14 protein-coding genes are annotated in these 14,877 nt (G+C 70.3%); 3 read left to right on the forward strand and 11 right to left on the reverse strand.

Going from position 1 to position 14,877, the window contains the following annotated elements; translation table 11 throughout:
- The first annotated feature begins 144 nt into the window (after positions 1-144).
- Both VFJ21_01340 and VFJ21_01345 read left to right on the forward strand, forming a co-directional pair.
- The gene (locus VFJ21_01340; protein HET7405766.1) at positions 145-1,263 is read left to right on the forward strand and encodes an aminotransferase class V-fold PLP-dependent enzyme; all 1,119 of its coding nucleotides are present in this window, start codon (positions 145-147) and stop codon (positions 1,261-1,263) included.
- Entirely contained in the window at positions 1,260-1,505 is a 246-nt protein-coding gene (locus tag VFJ21_01345) for a sulfurtransferase TusA family protein (protein ID HET7405767.1), read from the forward strand. Before VFJ21_01340 ends, VFJ21_01345 begins: the two co-directional genes overlap by 4 nt.
- On the opposite strand, the gene VFJ21_01350 is transcribed toward VFJ21_01345, so the two are convergent.
- The 9 genes from VFJ21_01350 to VFJ21_01390 all read right to left on the reverse strand — a co-directional run bounded on the left by VFJ21_01350 (position 1,498) and on the right by VFJ21_01390 (position 12,074).
- On the reverse strand, positions 1,498-2,430 hold the full coding sequence (locus VFJ21_01350; GenBank protein HET7405768.1) for a carbohydrate kinase family protein: 933 nt from the start codon (positions 2,428-2,430) through the stop codon (positions 1,498-1,500). The two genes, VFJ21_01345 and VFJ21_01350, sit on opposite strands and share 8 nt — an antisense overlap.
- A 177-nt stretch (positions 2,431-2,607) precedes the next feature.
- Complete coding sequence (gene erpA / locus VFJ21_01355; GenBank protein ID HET7405769.1) at positions 2,608-2,958, reverse strand: iron-sulfur cluster insertion protein ErpA; 351 nt, start codon at positions 2,956-2,958, stop codon at positions 2,608-2,610.
- Between the two features lie 99 nt (positions 2,959-3,057).
- Positions 3,058-4,086, reverse strand: coding sequence for an oligopeptide/dipeptide ABC transporter ATP-binding protein (locus tag VFJ21_01360; GenBank protein HET7405770.1), 1,029 nt, complete (start codon positions 4,084-4,086; stop codon positions 3,058-3,060).
- Entirely contained in the window at positions 4,086-5,186 is a 1,101-nt protein-coding gene (locus VFJ21_01365; GenBank protein HET7405771.1) for an ABC transporter ATP-binding protein, read from the reverse strand. The genes VFJ21_01360 and VFJ21_01365 overlap by 1 nt, the downstream gene beginning before the upstream one ends.
- The gene (locus tag VFJ21_01370) at positions 5,183-6,157 is read right to left on the reverse strand and encodes an ABC transporter permease (protein HET7405772.1); all 975 of its coding nucleotides are present in this window, start codon (positions 6,155-6,157) and stop codon (positions 5,183-5,185) included. The genes VFJ21_01365 and VFJ21_01370 overlap by 4 nt, the downstream gene beginning before the upstream one ends.
- On the reverse strand, positions 6,144-7,091 hold the full coding sequence (locus VFJ21_01375; GenBank protein HET7405773.1) for an ABC transporter permease: 948 nt from the start codon (positions 7,089-7,091) through the stop codon (positions 6,144-6,146). Before VFJ21_01375 ends, VFJ21_01370 begins: the two co-directional genes overlap by 14 nt.
- Before the next feature lie 84 nt (positions 7,092-7,175).
- Positions 7,176-8,882: an ABC transporter substrate-binding protein gene (locus VFJ21_01380; protein ID HET7405774.1), complete on the reverse strand. Its 1,707-nt coding sequence runs from the start codon at positions 8,880-8,882 to the stop codon at positions 7,176-7,178.
- A gap of 275 nt (positions 8,883-9,157) precedes the next feature.
- Positions 9,158-10,870, reverse strand: coding sequence for an ABC transporter substrate-binding protein (locus tag VFJ21_01385; GenBank protein HET7405775.1), 1,713 nt, complete (start codon positions 10,868-10,870; stop codon positions 9,158-9,160).
- A gap of 103 nt (positions 10,871-10,973) precedes the next feature.
- A complete protein-coding gene (locus VFJ21_01390; GenBank protein HET7405776.1) occupies positions 10,974-12,074 on the reverse strand; it encodes a glycerate kinase in 1,101 nt (366 codons plus the stop codon).
- A gap of 97 nt (positions 12,075-12,171) precedes the next feature.
- On the opposite strand from VFJ21_01390, the gene nadA reads away from it, so the two are divergent.
- Entirely contained in the window at positions 12,172-13,356 is a 1,185-nt protein-coding gene (gene nadA / locus VFJ21_01395) for a quinolinate synthase NadA (GenBank protein ID HET7405777.1), read from the forward strand.
- A 33-nt stretch (positions 13,357-13,389) separates the two neighbouring features.
- Here nadA and VFJ21_01400 read toward each other — a convergent pair whose 3' ends face one another.
- Both VFJ21_01400 and htpX read right to left on the reverse strand, forming a co-directional pair.
- A complete protein-coding gene (locus VFJ21_01400; GenBank protein ID HET7405778.1) occupies positions 13,390-13,956 on the reverse strand; it encodes a hypothetical protein in 567 nt (188 codons plus the stop codon).
- On the reverse strand, positions 13,956-14,876 hold the full coding sequence (gene htpX, locus VFJ21_01405; GenBank protein HET7405779.1) for a zinc metalloprotease HtpX: 921 nt from the start codon (positions 14,874-14,876) through the stop codon (positions 13,956-13,958). The genes VFJ21_01400 and htpX overlap by 1 nt, the downstream gene beginning before the upstream one ends.
- Between the last annotated feature and the right edge of the window lies 1 nt (position 14,877).

Raw genomic sequence — 14,877 nt, forward strand, 5'->3', positions numbered from 1 at the left:
TCCGGCCGAACCGGTGAGAACCCGCGCTGGGACGCTGAGAACGCACGCCTCGCCTTCCTGGAAGCCGTCCTGAGGACGGGGTGTCGATCCGCGGAAACACTACTGCACCAGCGGCTACCGCCCGCACCGGGCCATCATGGGTCGGTGGTCTTTCTGGACGCCGCCGCGGGGCTGCCCCTGCACCCCGTCGCGCGCCAGGCGCTGCTCGCCGCACTCGACGACGGATGGGCCGATCCCGGCCGGCTCTATGCCGAGGGGCGGCGGGCCCGGATGCTCCTCGACGGCGCCCGCGAGGCCGTCGCCGCCGTGATCGGCGCCCGCCCGGACGAGACCTTCTTCGCCGCGTCCGGGACGGCGGCCGTGCGGTCCGGGCTCGACGGTCTCCTCACCGCCCGCCGGCGCCAAGGCGACCGGCTGGTCGTCGCAGCCGTGGAGCACTCAAGCGTGCTGGCGAGCGGCCGGCGGCACGACCCCGACGGCAGCCGGACGGCGGTCGTGCCGGTCGACCGCACCGGCCGGGTCGACCCTGACGCATTCGCCGCGTCGCTCGCGCCCGGCACCGCCGTGGCCGCGCTGCAGACCGCCAACCACGAGGTCGGCACCGTGCAACCGGTCGCCGAGGTCGCGGCCGCCTGCGCGGCCGCCGGAGTGCCCCTGCTCTGCGACGCGGCGCAGTCGGTCGGTCGCGTGCCGGTCGACGTCGCCGCGCTGGAGGTGTCGGCTCTGGTCGCCAGCGCGCACAAGTGGGGCGGCCCGCCGGGTGTCGGCGTACTCGTCGTGCGCAAGGGCACCCGGTTCCGGCCGGCCGATCCGCCGGACGAGCGCAACCTGCCGGCGATCCTGGCCGCCGCCGCATCCCTGCAGGCACGCCTCGGCGAGATCGGCGAGGAGGCCGGGCGGCTCGATGCGCTCGTGACCAGGATCCGCGCCGAGGTGCCCCGAACAGTGCCCGACGTCGAGGTGGTCGGCGACCCGGTCAACCGGTTGCCGCACCTGGTCACGTTCTCCTGCCTCTACGTCGACGGGGAGGCGCTGCTGCTCGACCTGGACCGGGCCGGCTTCGCCGTGTCGTCCGGGTCGTCGTGCACCGCCGACACCATCCGCCCGTCGCACGTCCTGGAGGCGATGGGCGTGCTGTCGCACGGCAACGTCCGCGTTTCGCTGCACGCCGGCGTGACCGAGGACGACGTCGACCGGTTCCTCGGCGTGCTGCCGGAAATCGTGGGCCGGCTGCGCCAGGTGGCGGGCGTGGAGGGGTTGTGACGGCGCCAGCCGCCGAGCCGGCGCTGACGGTCGACGCGCGGGGCCGTCGCTGCCCGGTGCCGGTCATCGAGCTCGCCCGCCGGTTGCCCGAGGCAGCGGTCGGGGACGTGGTCGCGGTGCTCTCCGACGACGCGGCCGCGCGCGTCGACGTGCCCGCGTGGTGCCGGATGCGCGGCCAGGACTACCTCGGCGAGAGGGCGGTCGACGGCGGTACGGCGTACCTGGTGCGGCGGCTCAGCTGAGCGCCTTCTCCACGTCGGCCGCGGCGTCGTCGCCGTAGGTCGCACCCAGCCGGGCGAGGAACTCCGCGTGCTCCACGGCGTACTCCTGTGTGCCGACGGTCTCCAGGCAGTGGGTCGCGAGCACGGCGCCGACCTGGGCGGAGCGCTGCTCGTCGAGGCCGCGGGCGCGGGCGGCCAGGAACCCGGCCCGGAAGGCATCGCCGACGCCGGTCGGGTCGAGCTGCCGGCGTGCCGGGGTCACCGGGACCTCGAGCCTCGGCTCCCCACGGCGCTCGATGACGACGCCCTTGGCGCCGTGCGTGGTCACCCGCAGGTCGACGCGGTCGAGGATCTCGGCGGCGGTCCAGCCGCTCTTGGACTCGGTCATCGCCGCTTCGTACTCGTTGGTGAACAGGTACGCCGCACCTTCGATCAGGGTACGGATCTGCGTGCCGTCCAACGACGACAGCTGCTGGGAGGGGTCGGCCGCGAACGGGATGCCGCGGTCGCGGCACTCGCCGGTGTGGCGCAGCATGGCCTGCGGGTCGTTGGGGGCGACCACGACCAGATCGAGGCCGCCGGCCCGCCGGGCGATCGGCTCCAGCTCGATCTCGCGTGCCTCGGCCATGGCCCCGGCGTAGAACGACGCAATCTGGTTGTGGTCGCTGTCGGTCGTGCACACGAAGCGTGCGGTGTGGCGCAGTTCGGAGACGAGGACGCCGGTCGTGTCGACGCCATGGCGCTCGAGCCAGGAGCGGTAGTCGTCGAAGTCGGCGCCCACCGCGCCGACGAGGATCGGCCGCTGGCCCAGCTCGCCCATGCCGAAGCAGATGTTGGCCGCCACTCCCCCGCGGCGTACGTCGAGCTCCTCGACGAGGAACGACACCGACAGGTGGGCCAGCTGGTCAGGCAGCAGCTGCTCGGCGAACCGCCCGGGAAACGTCATCAGGTGGTCGGTCGCGATCGACCCGGTGACGGCTATGCGGGAGTCAGGCACCCGGAGAGACTAGTGGAGACACGACGGGACCGGTCGCTCGCCTGGCAAGGCCGCAGGAGCCACCGCGTGCCCTGAGGGCACGCACGGCGACGAGAACGCAGCCAGGCGGTCGTGCCGGCCCGTCGATCAGTGGAAGCTGTCGCCGCAGGCGCAGCTTCCGCTGGCGTTGGGGTTGTCGATGGTGAAGCCCTGCTTCTCGATCGTGTCGACGAAGTCGATGACCGCGCCGCCGAGGTAGGGGACGCTCATCTTGTCGACGACGACGCTGACCCCGCCGAAGTCGTTGACCTGGTCACCGTCGAGGTTGCGCTCGTCGAAGAACAGCTGGTAGCGCAGGCCGGAGCAGCCGCCCGGCTGCACGGCGACACGCAGCGCCAAGTCGGTGCGGCCCTCCTGCTCCAGCAGGTTCTTGACCTTCGCCGCGGCGGTGTCGGTCAGGACGATGGTCTGCTGTTCGGTGGACTCCGAGATGGTCATGCAAGGCTCCCAGTGCGCGTCGGTTTTCTGTCGCGTTCAACGGTGGGCTACCCACCGGCATTCCGACTACCACCCCATGCTCGCACACGGCGTGGCCGATCAAGCGTCGGCTGCGGCCTCCTGACGCGGCACCAACGGCTGCAGCGGGTGGTGGCACGCGACGTAGTGGTCGCCGCTGACCTGGCGCATCTCCGGCTCCTCGTCGGCGCACACCTGCGTCGCTCTCGGGCACCGGGTACGGAACCGGCAACCGCTCGGCGGGTCGGTCGGCGAGGGCAGCTCCCCTTCGAGGTGCCCTCCCTCCTTGCGGGTTCCACGGGTCGGGTCGGGCACCGGGATCGAGGCCATGAGGGCCGCGGTGTAGGGGTGCGCCGGTGCCGCGAACAGCTCGTCGGGAGCGGCCACCTCGCACAGCTTGCCGAGGTACATGACGATGACCCGGTCGCTGATGTTCTTGACGACCGCGAGGTCGTGGGCGATGAACATCAGGGTCAGGCCGTAGCGGTGCTTGGTGTCCTCGAGCAGGTTCAGGATCTGCGCCTGCACGGACACGTCGAGCGCGGAGACCGCCTCGTCGCAGATGATGAGCTTCGGGTCGAGCATCAACGCGCGCGCGATGCTGATGCGCTGGCACTGCCCGCCGGAGAACTCGTGCGGCCGCCGCTCGGCCGCCGCGTCGTAGTCGAGACCAACGGCCTCGAGCACCTCGCGGACCTTCTTCTCCCGCTCCTCGCCCTTCTCGCGGTCCCAGATCGCCAGCGGCTCCCCGACGATCTCGCGGACTCGCCGTCGCGGGTTGAGCGACGAGATCGGGTCCTGGAAGATCATCTGCAGCCGCTGACGGACGCGCCGGAGCTCCTCCGGCTTGAGACTGGTCAGCTCGATGCCGTCGAAGTGGACGCTGCCGGAGCGCGGCCGCGGTATCTGCATGATCGCCCGGCCGGTCGTCGACTTGCCGCAGCCCGACTCACCGACCACCCCGAGCGTCTCGCCGGGCAGGATGTCGAAGCTCACGCCGGAGACGGCGTGCACCCGCCGACCGCCCGACGCCGGGAACTCCACGACCATGTCCTCGACGCGCAACAGCGCCTCGTCACCGCGCAGGTGCGCGGTCCCGGAGCCCGCCATCAGGCGCTCCTCCTCGTGAGCGTCGCGGCCTCCATCGCGGCCTCGGCCGCCCGGCTACCGGCTTCCTTGTTGCGGCGCAGCGCCGCCTGACCTTCGGGGGTGCCGACCGGGAACCAGCAGGCGAACCAGTGACCGGGCGAGTCGGCCGGACGCAGCGGCGGCTCCTGGGTCAGGCACTTCTCCTGGACGTAGGGGCAGCGGGCGGCGAACCGGCAGCCGGGCGGCAGGGCCGCAAGGTCCGGCGGCCGACCGTCGATGGCTTGCAGGACCGTGTGGCTCGGGTCCTCGAGCTTGGGGATCGAGCGCATCAGCGCCTCGGTGTAGGGCATCCGCATCTCGGTGAAGAGCGTCCTGGTCGGCGCCTTCTCGACGATCTTTCCGGCGTACATGACCGCGATCTCGTCGGCGCGGTTGGCGACGACGCCGAGGTCGTGGGTGACGAGGATCATCGCCATGAACCGGTCGCGCTGCTGCTCCTGCAGCAGGTCGAGGATCTGCGCCTGCACGGTCACGTCGAGCGCGGTGGTCGGCTCGTCGGCCAGCAGCAGCTTGGGGCCGCAGGCCAGCGCGATGGCGATCATGACGCGCTGGCGCAGGCCGCCGGACAGCTCGAACGGGTACTGCCGCAGCCGCCGCTCGGGTTCCGGGATGCCGACCGAGGCGAGCAGCGTGATCGCTGTGTTGCGCGCCTCGTCCTTGTCCATGTGCAGGTGGTGGCGCAGCGACTCGGTGATCTGCCGGCCGATGCGCACGACCGGGTTGAGCGAGGTCATGGGGTCCTGGAACACCATGCCCATCTCGGCGCCCCAGATGTGGGACAGCTCGTCGGCGTCGGCAGTGACGAGGTCGCGTCCCTCGAAGAGGACCTGCCCGGTGCGTACGACGTTGGCGCGCGGCAGCAAGCCCATGATCGAGCGCGAAAGCACCGTCTTGCCGGAGCCGGACTCGCCGACGACGCCGAGCGTGCGCCCCGCCTGCAGGGTGAACGACACGCCGTCGACCGCCGGAACCGGTCCGCGCTCGGTGCGGAAGACCGTGCGCAGGTCGATGACCTCGAGCAGAGGCTCGGAGCCGTGCACTCGCTCGACCGCGGCGTTCACAGCCGACCTTCCTTCACGTCGAAGAAGCTCTGCAACCGGTCACCGACGAAGTTGAGCGCCAGCACCGTGAGGAACAGGAACATCGAGGGCCACAGCGACAGCAGCGGGTAGCGCTCGAGCTGGGTGCGGCCGCCGGCGATCATGTTGCCCCAGCTGGCCTGGGGCGGGCGGACCGACAGCCCGAGGAACGACAGCGCGCCCTCGGCCACGATGGCGACCGCGACCGCGACGAGAGCGAAGGACACGCCGGCCGGGACGACGTTGGCGAGCACTTCGCGGCGGATGATGCGCCAGCGCTTGGCACCGAGCAGGTGCGCGGCGACGACGAACTCGCGCTGCGCGTAGACGATCGTGCTGCCCCGCACGATCCGCGCGATCGGCGCGATCGACAGGATGCCGATGGCGAGAGTGACGTTGCGCAGGCTCTGCCCCATGAAGGTCACCAGGGCCAGCGCGAAGATCAGCGCCGGGAACGCCAGCATGACGTTGACCAGTGCGGAGATGACGGCGTCGACCTTGCCGCGGAAGTAGCCGGCGATCAGGCCGAGCGTGCCGCCGATCACCAGGCCGAACGCGATCGAGGCGAAGCCGACGATCAGCGACACCCGGGCCCCGAAGATGACACGGGCGAACTCGTCGCGACCGAGGTCGTCGGTGCCGAGCAGGTGCGAAAGGCTCGGGTGGGCACCGGGCAGGTCGACGCCGACGGCGTTGGGGTCGCCGATCGGCAGCACGCCGGCCATGACCGCGAGGATCGCGATCGCGACGACCCAGGCGACGCAGAGCCAGAAGACGACGCCGAGCTTCTTCTTCGGCGCGGCGAGGATCTCCTCGGCCGGCGCCGGCACCGCGGTGCCGGTCTGGTCGATCTTCATCGACGAGGCGGCGACCTCCGGGCCGGCCGGCGCTGTCTCCGGTGAGGCCTGGGCGCTGTTATCCGCCGTCGCGGCGGCCGGATCACGCGCGGGCATGGCGGGTCCTCGGGTCGAGAAGCGGATAGAGCATGTCCACCAGGAAGTTGACGACGACGAAGCCGGCGGCCACGACGACGACCGCGCCCTGCACCGCGAGGTAGTCGCGCTGGTAGATCGAGGTCACGGTGTAGTAGCCGATGCCGGGTACGGCGAAGATGTACTCGACGATGAACGCCCCGCCGATCAGCGCACCGATGTTGAGGCCCGCGACCGTCGTGAGGGTGAACGTCGAGGGCCGGAACGCGTGGCGCAGCAGGATGTACGACGTGCTCAGGCCCTTGGCCCGCGCCACCATGACGAAGTCTTCCTGCAGCGTCGCGATCATCTCGGCGCGCAACACCCGCACGTAGACGGCGAGCGAGCCGACCGCGAGGGTGACCGCCGGTAGGAACACCGATTTGAGGTTCTGCAGCGGATCGTCCCTGAAGTTGGTGTAGCCGGTCGCCGGAAAGAAGTGCCAGTGGACCGCGAACAGGTAGACGAGCAGCACGGCCACGATGAACGACGGCAGCGACAGCACCAGGAACGCGCCGCCGGTGACGGCGCGGTCGAGGATCCCGTTGGGGCGCATCGCCGAGATGATGCCGAGCGGGATGGAGATCGCCAGCGCCATCACCTGCGAGACCAGCAGGATCTCCAGCGTCACGGGCAGCCGGGTGAGCAGCGTGTGGCCGACCGACTGCTTGGTCAGGTAGGAGATCCCGAAGTCGCCGTGCAGGATGCCGCCGAGCCAGTGCCAGTACTGCACGAAGAACGGATCGTTCAGGTGCAGCTGCTCGCGGATCTGGGCAACCGCCTTGGGCGTCGCGTTGGGACCGAGGATGAGGATCGCCGGGTCACCCGGCAGCAGGCTGATCAGCCCGTAGGACAAGATCGTGACGACGAGCAGGACGGCGGCCAGCGCCACAAGCCTGCGTCCGATGAACCGCATGTGGCTTCTTTCCGGTGGGGGTTGCCGGTCGGATTGGAGCGGGGTCCGGAGGCCTGGTCGCCCCAGGCCTCCGGACCCTGACCGCTAGGCCTTCAGCCACCACTCCACGGTGTAGGGCGACTGGTTGGAGAAGATGTTGGCCGCCGGCTTGCCCTCGGGCGTCTGCGTCTTCGCCCAGTTCTGCACCTTCGGGCTGGACGCGATGCCGCTCTCCGGGAAGTAGATCCAGATGTAGGGCAGGTCCTTGGCGAACAGCTTCGAGATCTCCTGGTAGGCAGCGACCCGCTTGGTCTGGTCGGTGCTCGTGCGTCCGATCTCGAGCTGCTTCTGGATCTCCTCGTCGCTGTTGCGGGCGAAGTTCAGCGACAGCGCGCCGACCTTGCCGACCGTGAGCGTGCTCCACCAGATGTAGTTGGCGTCGGGGTCGGGGCAGGCGAACTGCGTCCAGATGTAGCAGTCGTAGTCGCCGACCAGCGCCTTGGTGATGTATTGCGCCTGCTCGACCTGGTCGATCTGCACGTCGAAGCCGACGGCGTTCCACATCGCCTGGGCCAGGGTCACCAGCTGCAGGGTCGACGGGTCGGGCGTGCTGCCGACGTGGAATGCCGGCTTCTTGCCGCCGTTGTCCTTGCTCCACGCGTCGACCAGCTGCTTGGCCTTCGCCGTGTCCGGAGTCGTCGGGTAGCCGGTGTCGGTGTGGTAGACGTTGCCCTTCGGCCACGGCCCGGAGACGGGGTACTCACCGACGCCCTTCTCCGCGACCTTGACCAGCTTCGCCTGGTCGGTCGCGTAGGCGAGTGCCTGGCGCAGCCGCACGTCCTTCAGCGGCTCGGACACGCAGTTGACCTGGAAGAAGACCGGACTCGGCTCGCCGATGACCTTGACCATCGTGTTGGTCAGGAAGTCGACGTTCTTGTCGGCCTTGAAGTCGAGCACGTTGTCGGCCGAGGTCGCCATGATGATGTCGACGTCGCCCGCCTTGAAGGCGTTCTCCCGCGACTGCGAGTCGGCGATCGGCCGGAACTCGATGGCGTCGAGGTGGGGCTTGCCCTGCTGCCAGTAGGTCGGGTTCTTCTTCACCGACAGGTGGTCGTTGGGCTTCCACTCGACGAAGATGAACGGGCCGGTGCCCACCGGCTGGGTGGAGACGTTGCCCTTCTTGATGGCTGCCGGCGAGACCATGTAGGCCATCTGGCCACCGATCGCGCCGGTCAGGTAGGTGTCGAACGGCACCCACGACTCGTGCATCGTGAGGACCGCCGCCTGCGGGTCGCTCGGTGAGACGGCGGCCGACTTGAGGTTCAGCAGCGCCGGGCCGGCGAGCGCCGACTTCTGCATGGTCGTGACGTTGGCGACGATCGCCGCCCCGTCGAAGGCCTCACCGTCGTGGAACTTGATGCCGTCACGAGCGGTGATCGTCCAGACCGTGTAGTCGGCGTTGTGCTCGATCGACTTCGCCAGGTAGGGCGCGACGGTGCCGTCGTCCATGAGGATGCCGAGCGCGTCGTAGATCGTGTGCGCGTAGATGAGGCCGGTGGCGTCCCAGTGGTTGGCCGCCGGGTCGAAGCCGTCGATCTCCGACCACATGCCCATCTTCAGCGTGCCGCCCGCGCGGGGGGTCTCCGACGAGATGCCGATGTTGGCGGCGTTCGTGCTGGGGGTGTTGTTCGCGCTCTTCTTGCTGCCGCCGCTACTGCCACCGCAGGCGGCAAGCAGGCTGCCGCCGGCCCCCACTGCAGCGACCGCGGCTGCTGCCTTGGCGCTGCCGGTCAGGAACTTTCGACGGTCCATGGGTGCAACCACGTTCCACTCCACTTCTGCTGCGGGGGCTGTGACGCGCATCACAGGCGCGGTTGGCAAGCACGTTAGGACATGGGAGGGCGTTCAGAACGGCATTCGGCTCAAGAAACTCGGCAACGATTTGGTGTCGGCGCATCCGGGCCACACCCCGGGCACGGAACGGCGAGCGGGCGCGTTCGATCGCACCGCCCGCCGGCGGCTGCCAACGGGAGGAAATGGCCGGACATGTCATAGCCTTCGGCGTACGCCGTGACGGCGTCCGGCCGTCAGGCCTTCAGCCACCAGTGGATCGGGTAGGGCGACTGGTTCGAGAAGAGGTTGGCGGCCTGCTGCCCCTCAGGGGTCTGCATCTTCGCCCAGTCCTGCAACCTCGGGCTGGCCGCGATCGCGGTCACCGGGAAGGAGTACCAGAGGTAAGGGAAGTCGACGGCGAAGCGCTTGGAGATCGACTGGTAGGCCTCGACCCGCTTCTGCTGGTCGGTGCTCGTGCGGCCCACCTCGAGTGCCTGCTGGATCTGGTCGTCCTTGTTGCGGGCGAAGTTCAGCGACAGCGCGCCGATGTTGCCGACCGTCTCGGTGCTCCACCAGATGTAGTTGGCGTCCGGGTCGGTGGCGGCGAACTGCGCCCAGGTGACCACGTGGTAGTCGCCGACGAGTGCCTTGGTGATGTACTGCGCCAGCTCGACCTGGTCGATCTGCACGTCGAAGCCGGCGGCCTTCCACATCGACTGGGTCAACGTCGCGATCTTGAGCGTGGCCGGGTCGGTCGTGCTGCTCAGCTTGATCGACGGCTTCTTCCCGCCGTTGTCCTTGCTCCAGGCGTCGACGAGCGACTTGGCCTTGGCGAGGTCCTGCTTCTGCGGGTAGCCGGTGTCGGTGTAGTAGGGGCTGTCCTTGGTGAACGGGCCGATGATCGACGGGTCGCCGACGCCGCTGCGGCCGACCTTGACGATCTTCTCCTTGTCGGTGGCCCAGGCCAGCGCCTCGCGCAGCCGCACGTCCTTGAGCGGGTCGGACAGGCAGTTGATCTGGAAGAACGACGGGTTCGGCTCTCCCAACACCTTGACCATCGTGTTGTCGAGGTAGACCACCTTGCTGTCGTCGCGCAGGTCGAGCACCGCGTCGCCCGAGGTCACCAGGATCATGTCGACGTCACCGGCCCGCAGCGCGTTGGTGCGCGACTGCGAGTCGGGAATCGGCTGGAACCGGATCTGGTCGAGGTGCGGCTTGCCCTGCTGCCAGTAGCTCGGGTTCTTCTTGACCAGCAGGTGGTCGTTGGGCTTCCACTCGACAAAGACGTAGGGGCCGGTGCCCACCGGGTTCGTCGACACCTTCCCGCCCTCGATGGCCTTGGGCGAGACGATGTAGGCGATCTGGCCACCGATGCCGCCCGCGAGCGCCTGGTCGAACGGCACCCACGGCTGCTTCATCGTGATGACGGCGGCAAGCGGGTCGCCCGGCGACACGGCGACGTCCTTGACGTTGAGCAGCGCCGGGCCGGCCAGCGCCGACTGGCGCATCCGGGTCAGGTTGGCGACGACCGCGGCACCGTCGAGCTTCTCGCCGTCGTGGAACGTCACGCCGTCGCGGACCGTGATCGTCCAGACCGTGTAGTCGGCGTTGTGCTCGATCGACTTCGCCAGGTACGGCGCCACCGTGCCGTCGGGCATGAGGATGCCCAGCGAGTCGTAGATGGCGTGGGCGTAGATGAGGCCGTCGGCGTCCCAGTGGTTGGCCGACGGGTCGAAGCCGTCGATGTCGCCGGCCATCCCGACCTTCAGCGTGCCCCCGACTCTCGGGGTCGCGTCGGAGACACCGATCTTGGCGGCGTCCTTCGTGGTCTTGCCCCCGCCGCCTCCCCCGCCGCTGCTGCCGCCACACGCGGCCAGCAGGCTGCCGCCGGCACCGACGGCGGCGACGGCCGCGGCGGCCTTCGCGCTGCCGGTGAGGAACGTACGACGGTCGACGGGCGCAGCCATGTGTCTCCTCGATCTCCATGGAGGCAGTTCCGGATGCCGCACCGTAGCCAATGTCACCGGTCACGAACGCGATCGGATTCACGTTTTTTGGGCAACGTTTCGGTTACGGCGGCGGCGCGTCCGTCCACCGGCCCGCCACCAGTGCGGCCAGCCGCGCCAGCCTCTCCCCCGCCGGCGTCGCGCCGTTCGCGTCGACGAGCCTCGTGTCGTAGGCCGCGGTCACGCCGGCGTCGGCGGCGGAGACCGCGTCAACCGACACCCGCCCGGCCAGCACCACGCAGGGCGTCGCGGTCGCACCTGCGACACCGGCCACGACCTTCCCGCGCAGCGACTGCGGGTCGAAGCTGCCCTCACCGGTGAGCACCAGGTCGGCGTCGGCCGCCCGGGCCCGCAGCCCCGAGGCCTCGAGGACCAGCTCGATGCCCGAGTCCCGCCGCCCGCCGAGGAGCAGCAGAGCGAATCCCAGCCCCCCGGCCGCCCCCGCGCCGGGCAGACCCCGCGTGCCGGCCGCCGCAACGGCCGGTTCGGCGAGGTCGGCCCAGTGACGCAGCGCCGCGTCGAGGCGACCGACCTGCTCGACCGTGGCACCCTTCTGCGGCCCGAAGACGTACGACGCGCCGGCGGGGCCGAGCAGCGGATTGTCGACGTCGGTCGCCGCGACGATCTCGACCGCCGGGGCCGGGACAGGCCGCACCTCGCGCAGGTCCTCGAGCGCCAGTCCGCCGCCGGGGATCTCCATCCCGTCCGCGTCGCGCAACGACCAGCCGAGCGCCTGCAGCAAGCCCGCACCGCCGTCGTTCGTGCCCGATCCGCCGAGTCCGACCACGACTCGCCGCGCCAGGGGCGCGGCCGCAGCGACGAGCTCGCCCACCCCCCTGCTCGTCGTCGCCGACGGGTCGCGCCGGTCAGAGGAAACGAGGTGCAGCCCGCACGCCTGGGCGGACTCGAGGTACGCCGTCTCGCCGACGACGAGCACCGAAGCGGCTACGGGCGCGCCGAGCGGGCCGGTGACCGGGCACGGCACCAGCTCGCCGCCGAGTGCGGTGTGCAGCACCTCGACGAACCCGGGCCCGCCGTCGCTGAGCGGCAGCAGGTCGACGTCGTCCTCGGGTCGGGCGCGCCGCCAGCCCGCGGCGATCGCACCGGCGGCTTCGGTGGCGGACAGCGTTCCGGTGAACGAGTCGGGGGCGATCAGGACGCGCACGGCGCCAGTCTCGCGGAAGGATCCCCACCGGCACGACGTTTGGCCTGTGGGAGCATGGGATCGCAATTCAGCCGCTCGCGGCGCCCGGGAGACTCTTGTGACGACGACTGCCGACCTCGACCTGCCCGACGGCGTGGAGCCCACGCCGTTCGCATTGCTGATGCTCGGACGCGGGTCCGACCCGCAGTCGGAACGCGGCACGTCGTGCCCGGGCGAGCTGCCGGCCCCGTCCGACCCCGACCTGGTCGAGCGCGCGCGCACCGCCAAGGAGCGGCTCGGCGAGCAGGTGTTCGTGCTCGGCCACCACTACCAGCGTGACGAGGTCATCCAGTTCGCCGACGTGACCGGTGACTCGTTCAAGCTGGCCCAGCAGGCAGCGGCACGTCCGCAGGCGGACTACATCGTCTTCTGCGGCGTCCACTTCATGGCAGAGTCGGCCGACATCCTCACCGCCGCCCACCAGCAGGTGCTGCTGCCCGACCTCGCGGCCGGCTGCTCGATGGCCGACATGGCGACGTTCGACCAGGTCGAGGATGCGTGGGACGTGCTCGCCGACGCCGGCGTCGCGGACGTCACCGTGCCGGTCAGCTACATGAACTCCTCGGCCGACATCAAGGCCTTCACCGGCCGGCACGCCGGCACGATCTGCACCTCGTCCAACGCCAAGCGCGCCCTCGACTGGGCGTTCGCGCAGGGCGAGAAGGTGCTGTTCCTGCCCGACCAGCACCTCGGCCGCAACACCGCCGTGCGCGCCATGGGCATGAGCCTCGACGACTGCGTGGTCTTCGATCCGAACAGGCCGGGCGGCGGGGTGAGCGCCGACGACCTTCGCCGGGCCCGGATGATCCTCTGGCGGGGCCACTGCTCGGTGCACGGCCGCTTCACCCGCGAGTGTGTCGACGAGGTGCGGGCCCGCATCCCCGGCGTACACGTCCTCGTCCACCCCGAGTGCCGCCACGAGGTGGCCTCGGCCGCGGACCTCGTCGGGTCGACGGAGTTCATCATCCGCACCGTCGCCGAGTCCCCGGCCGGCTCCGCGTGGGCGATCGGCACCGAGCTCAACCTCGTGCAGCGGCTGGCCAAGCGCCATCCGGACAAGCAGATCGTCTACCTCGACAAGACCGTCTGCTTCTGCTCGACGATGAACCGCATCGACCTGCCGCACCTGGTGCGGACGATGGAGTCACTGGTCGACGGTCGCGTCGTCAACCGCGTCGAGGTCGACCCGCGGGTCGCGATCGAGGCGCGCCTGGCGCTCGACCGCATGCTCGCCCTGCCCTAGCGGCCGATCGCCGCCCGCGCGCCGGCGCGCCGCTCAGGGCCGGCCTGGGGCGTCCCAGACGGGAAACCAACGAGACAGATCGTCCTCGATCTTCAAGTCGTCGGCGACCGCCGCGCGGACCTCGAGCTCGACGGTGTTGTCGCGCTTCTGCTCGCCGCTCGGCGCGAACGGGTACCACGCGCCCCGCTTGTAGAGGTAGACCAGCCCGAGCGGCTGGTGGCCGTCGGTGAACCACACCACCGTGCACAGCAGCAGCGAGCCGAAGCCGGCGTCGGCCAGCGTCGAGTTGACCGCGTGCAGGTCGGCGACCAGGTCGCTGAGCTCGTCGGGGCCGGTACGCCGGACCAGCCAGGTGAACCCGTAGGAGTCGGTCTGCTGGGAGAACTTGCCGCCGTCGAGTGCGAGCAGCTGCTGCACCTGGTCGCCGAGGCCCTGGAACGCACCCCCCTCGGCCTTCTTGAACGCGACGGTCCCGGCGCCCGTCGGGCGGAACGACGTCGAGGCCGACAGCGTCACCGCTGCCGACGGGAGGCCGAACAGCTGGTCGAGGTCGGGCGGGACCGGCTTCGAGCGACCGAGGAGGGCGTCCAGAAGCCCCATCAGGCGCCGGGCTGCCCGAGCTCGCGAGCGATCTTGCCGAGCTCGGCGAGCCGCTTGTCGAGGGTCGGGTGGGTGGAGAACAGCGACGAGATGCTGAAGCCCTTGGCGAACGCCGGGGCGAAGAAGAACGCGTTGAACGGCTCGGCGGAGCGCAGGTCGTTGGTCGGGATCCGGGCCATGTCGCCAGTGACCTTCGTCAGCGCGGATGCCAGTGCCGACGGCGCACCCGTCAGCAGCGCGCCGGCCCGGTCGGCGGCCAGCTCGCGGTAGCGCGACAGCGCCCGCGTCAGCAGGAACGACAGCGCGTAGACGACCATCGACACGGCCATCACGGCGAAGACCATCAACGCGGCGTTGTTGTTGTTGTCGTTGCGCCGGCCGCCGCCGCCGAACATCCCGGCGTAGAGGGTGAACCGGGTGATCATGCCGGCGAGGATGCCGAGGAACGACGCGAACGTCATGACCATGACGTCGCGGTGTGCCACGTGCGACAGCTCGTGCGCGAGCACGCCCTCGAGCTCCTCGCGGTCGAGGCGGCGCATGATGCCGGTCGTCGCGCAGACGACGGCGCGCTGCGGGCTGCGGCCGGTGGCGAACGCGTTGGGGATGTCGCTGTCGGCGATCGCGACCCTGGGCTTGGGCATGTCGGCGAGCGCGCAGAGGCGGTCGACGATCGCGTGCAGCTCGGGGGCCTCTTCGGGTGTCACCTCTCGGCCGTGCATCGCGAACAGCGCGATGCGGTCGGAGGCGTAGAACTGGAAGAAGAGGAACCCCGCGCCCACGACGGCGATGACGAGCGGCGCGACGCTGATCGCGACGAGCGCTGCCATGAACGCGACGAAGAGCAGGCCCAGCAGGAACATCGTGAGGGCCATGCGGGTCTGGAGTCCGCGGTCTGCGCGGAACCGGGTGGTAGCCATG

It is taken from the genome of Mycobacteriales bacterium (assembly GCA_035690485.1).
Taxonomy (GTDB): Bacteria; Actinomycetota; Actinomycetes; order JAFAQI01; family DASSKL01; genus DASSKL01.

Bases quoted from the DNA above. Each gene is read 5' to 3' on its own strand.
- erpA (HET7405769.1), bottom strand. From the start codon at position 2,958: ATGACCATCTCGGAGTCCACCGAACAGCAGACCATCGTCCTGACCGAC.
- VFJ21_01400 (HET7405778.1), bottom strand. From the start codon at position 13,956: ATGGGGCTTCTGGACGCCCTCCTCGGTCGCTCGAAGCCGGTCCCGCCC.
- VFJ21_01370 (HET7405772.1), bottom strand. From the start codon at position 6,157: ATGCCCGCGCGTGATCCGGCCGCCGCGACGGCGGATAACAGCGCCCAG.
- VFJ21_01360 (HET7405770.1), bottom strand. From the start codon at position 4,086: ATGGCGGGCTCCGGGACCGCGCACCTGCGCGGTGACGAGGCGCTGTTG.
- VFJ21_01350 (HET7405768.1), bottom strand. From the start codon at position 2,430: ATGACGTTTCCCGGGCGGTTCGCCGAGCAGCTGCTGCCTGACCAGCTG.
- htpX (HET7405779.1), bottom strand. From the start codon at position 14,876: ATGGCTACCACCCGGTTCCGCGCAGACCGCGGACTCCAGACCCGCATG.
- VFJ21_01380 (HET7405774.1), bottom strand. From the start codon at position 8,882: ATGGACCGTCGAAAGTTCCTGACCGGCAGCGCCAAGGCAGCAGCCGCG.
- VFJ21_01375 (HET7405773.1), bottom strand. From the start codon at position 7,091: ATGCGGTTCATCGGACGCAGGCTTGTGGCGCTGGCCGCCGTCCTGCTC.
- VFJ21_01385 (HET7405775.1), bottom strand. From the start codon at position 10,870: ATGGCTGCGCCCGTCGACCGTCGTACGTTCCTCACCGGCAGCGCGAAG.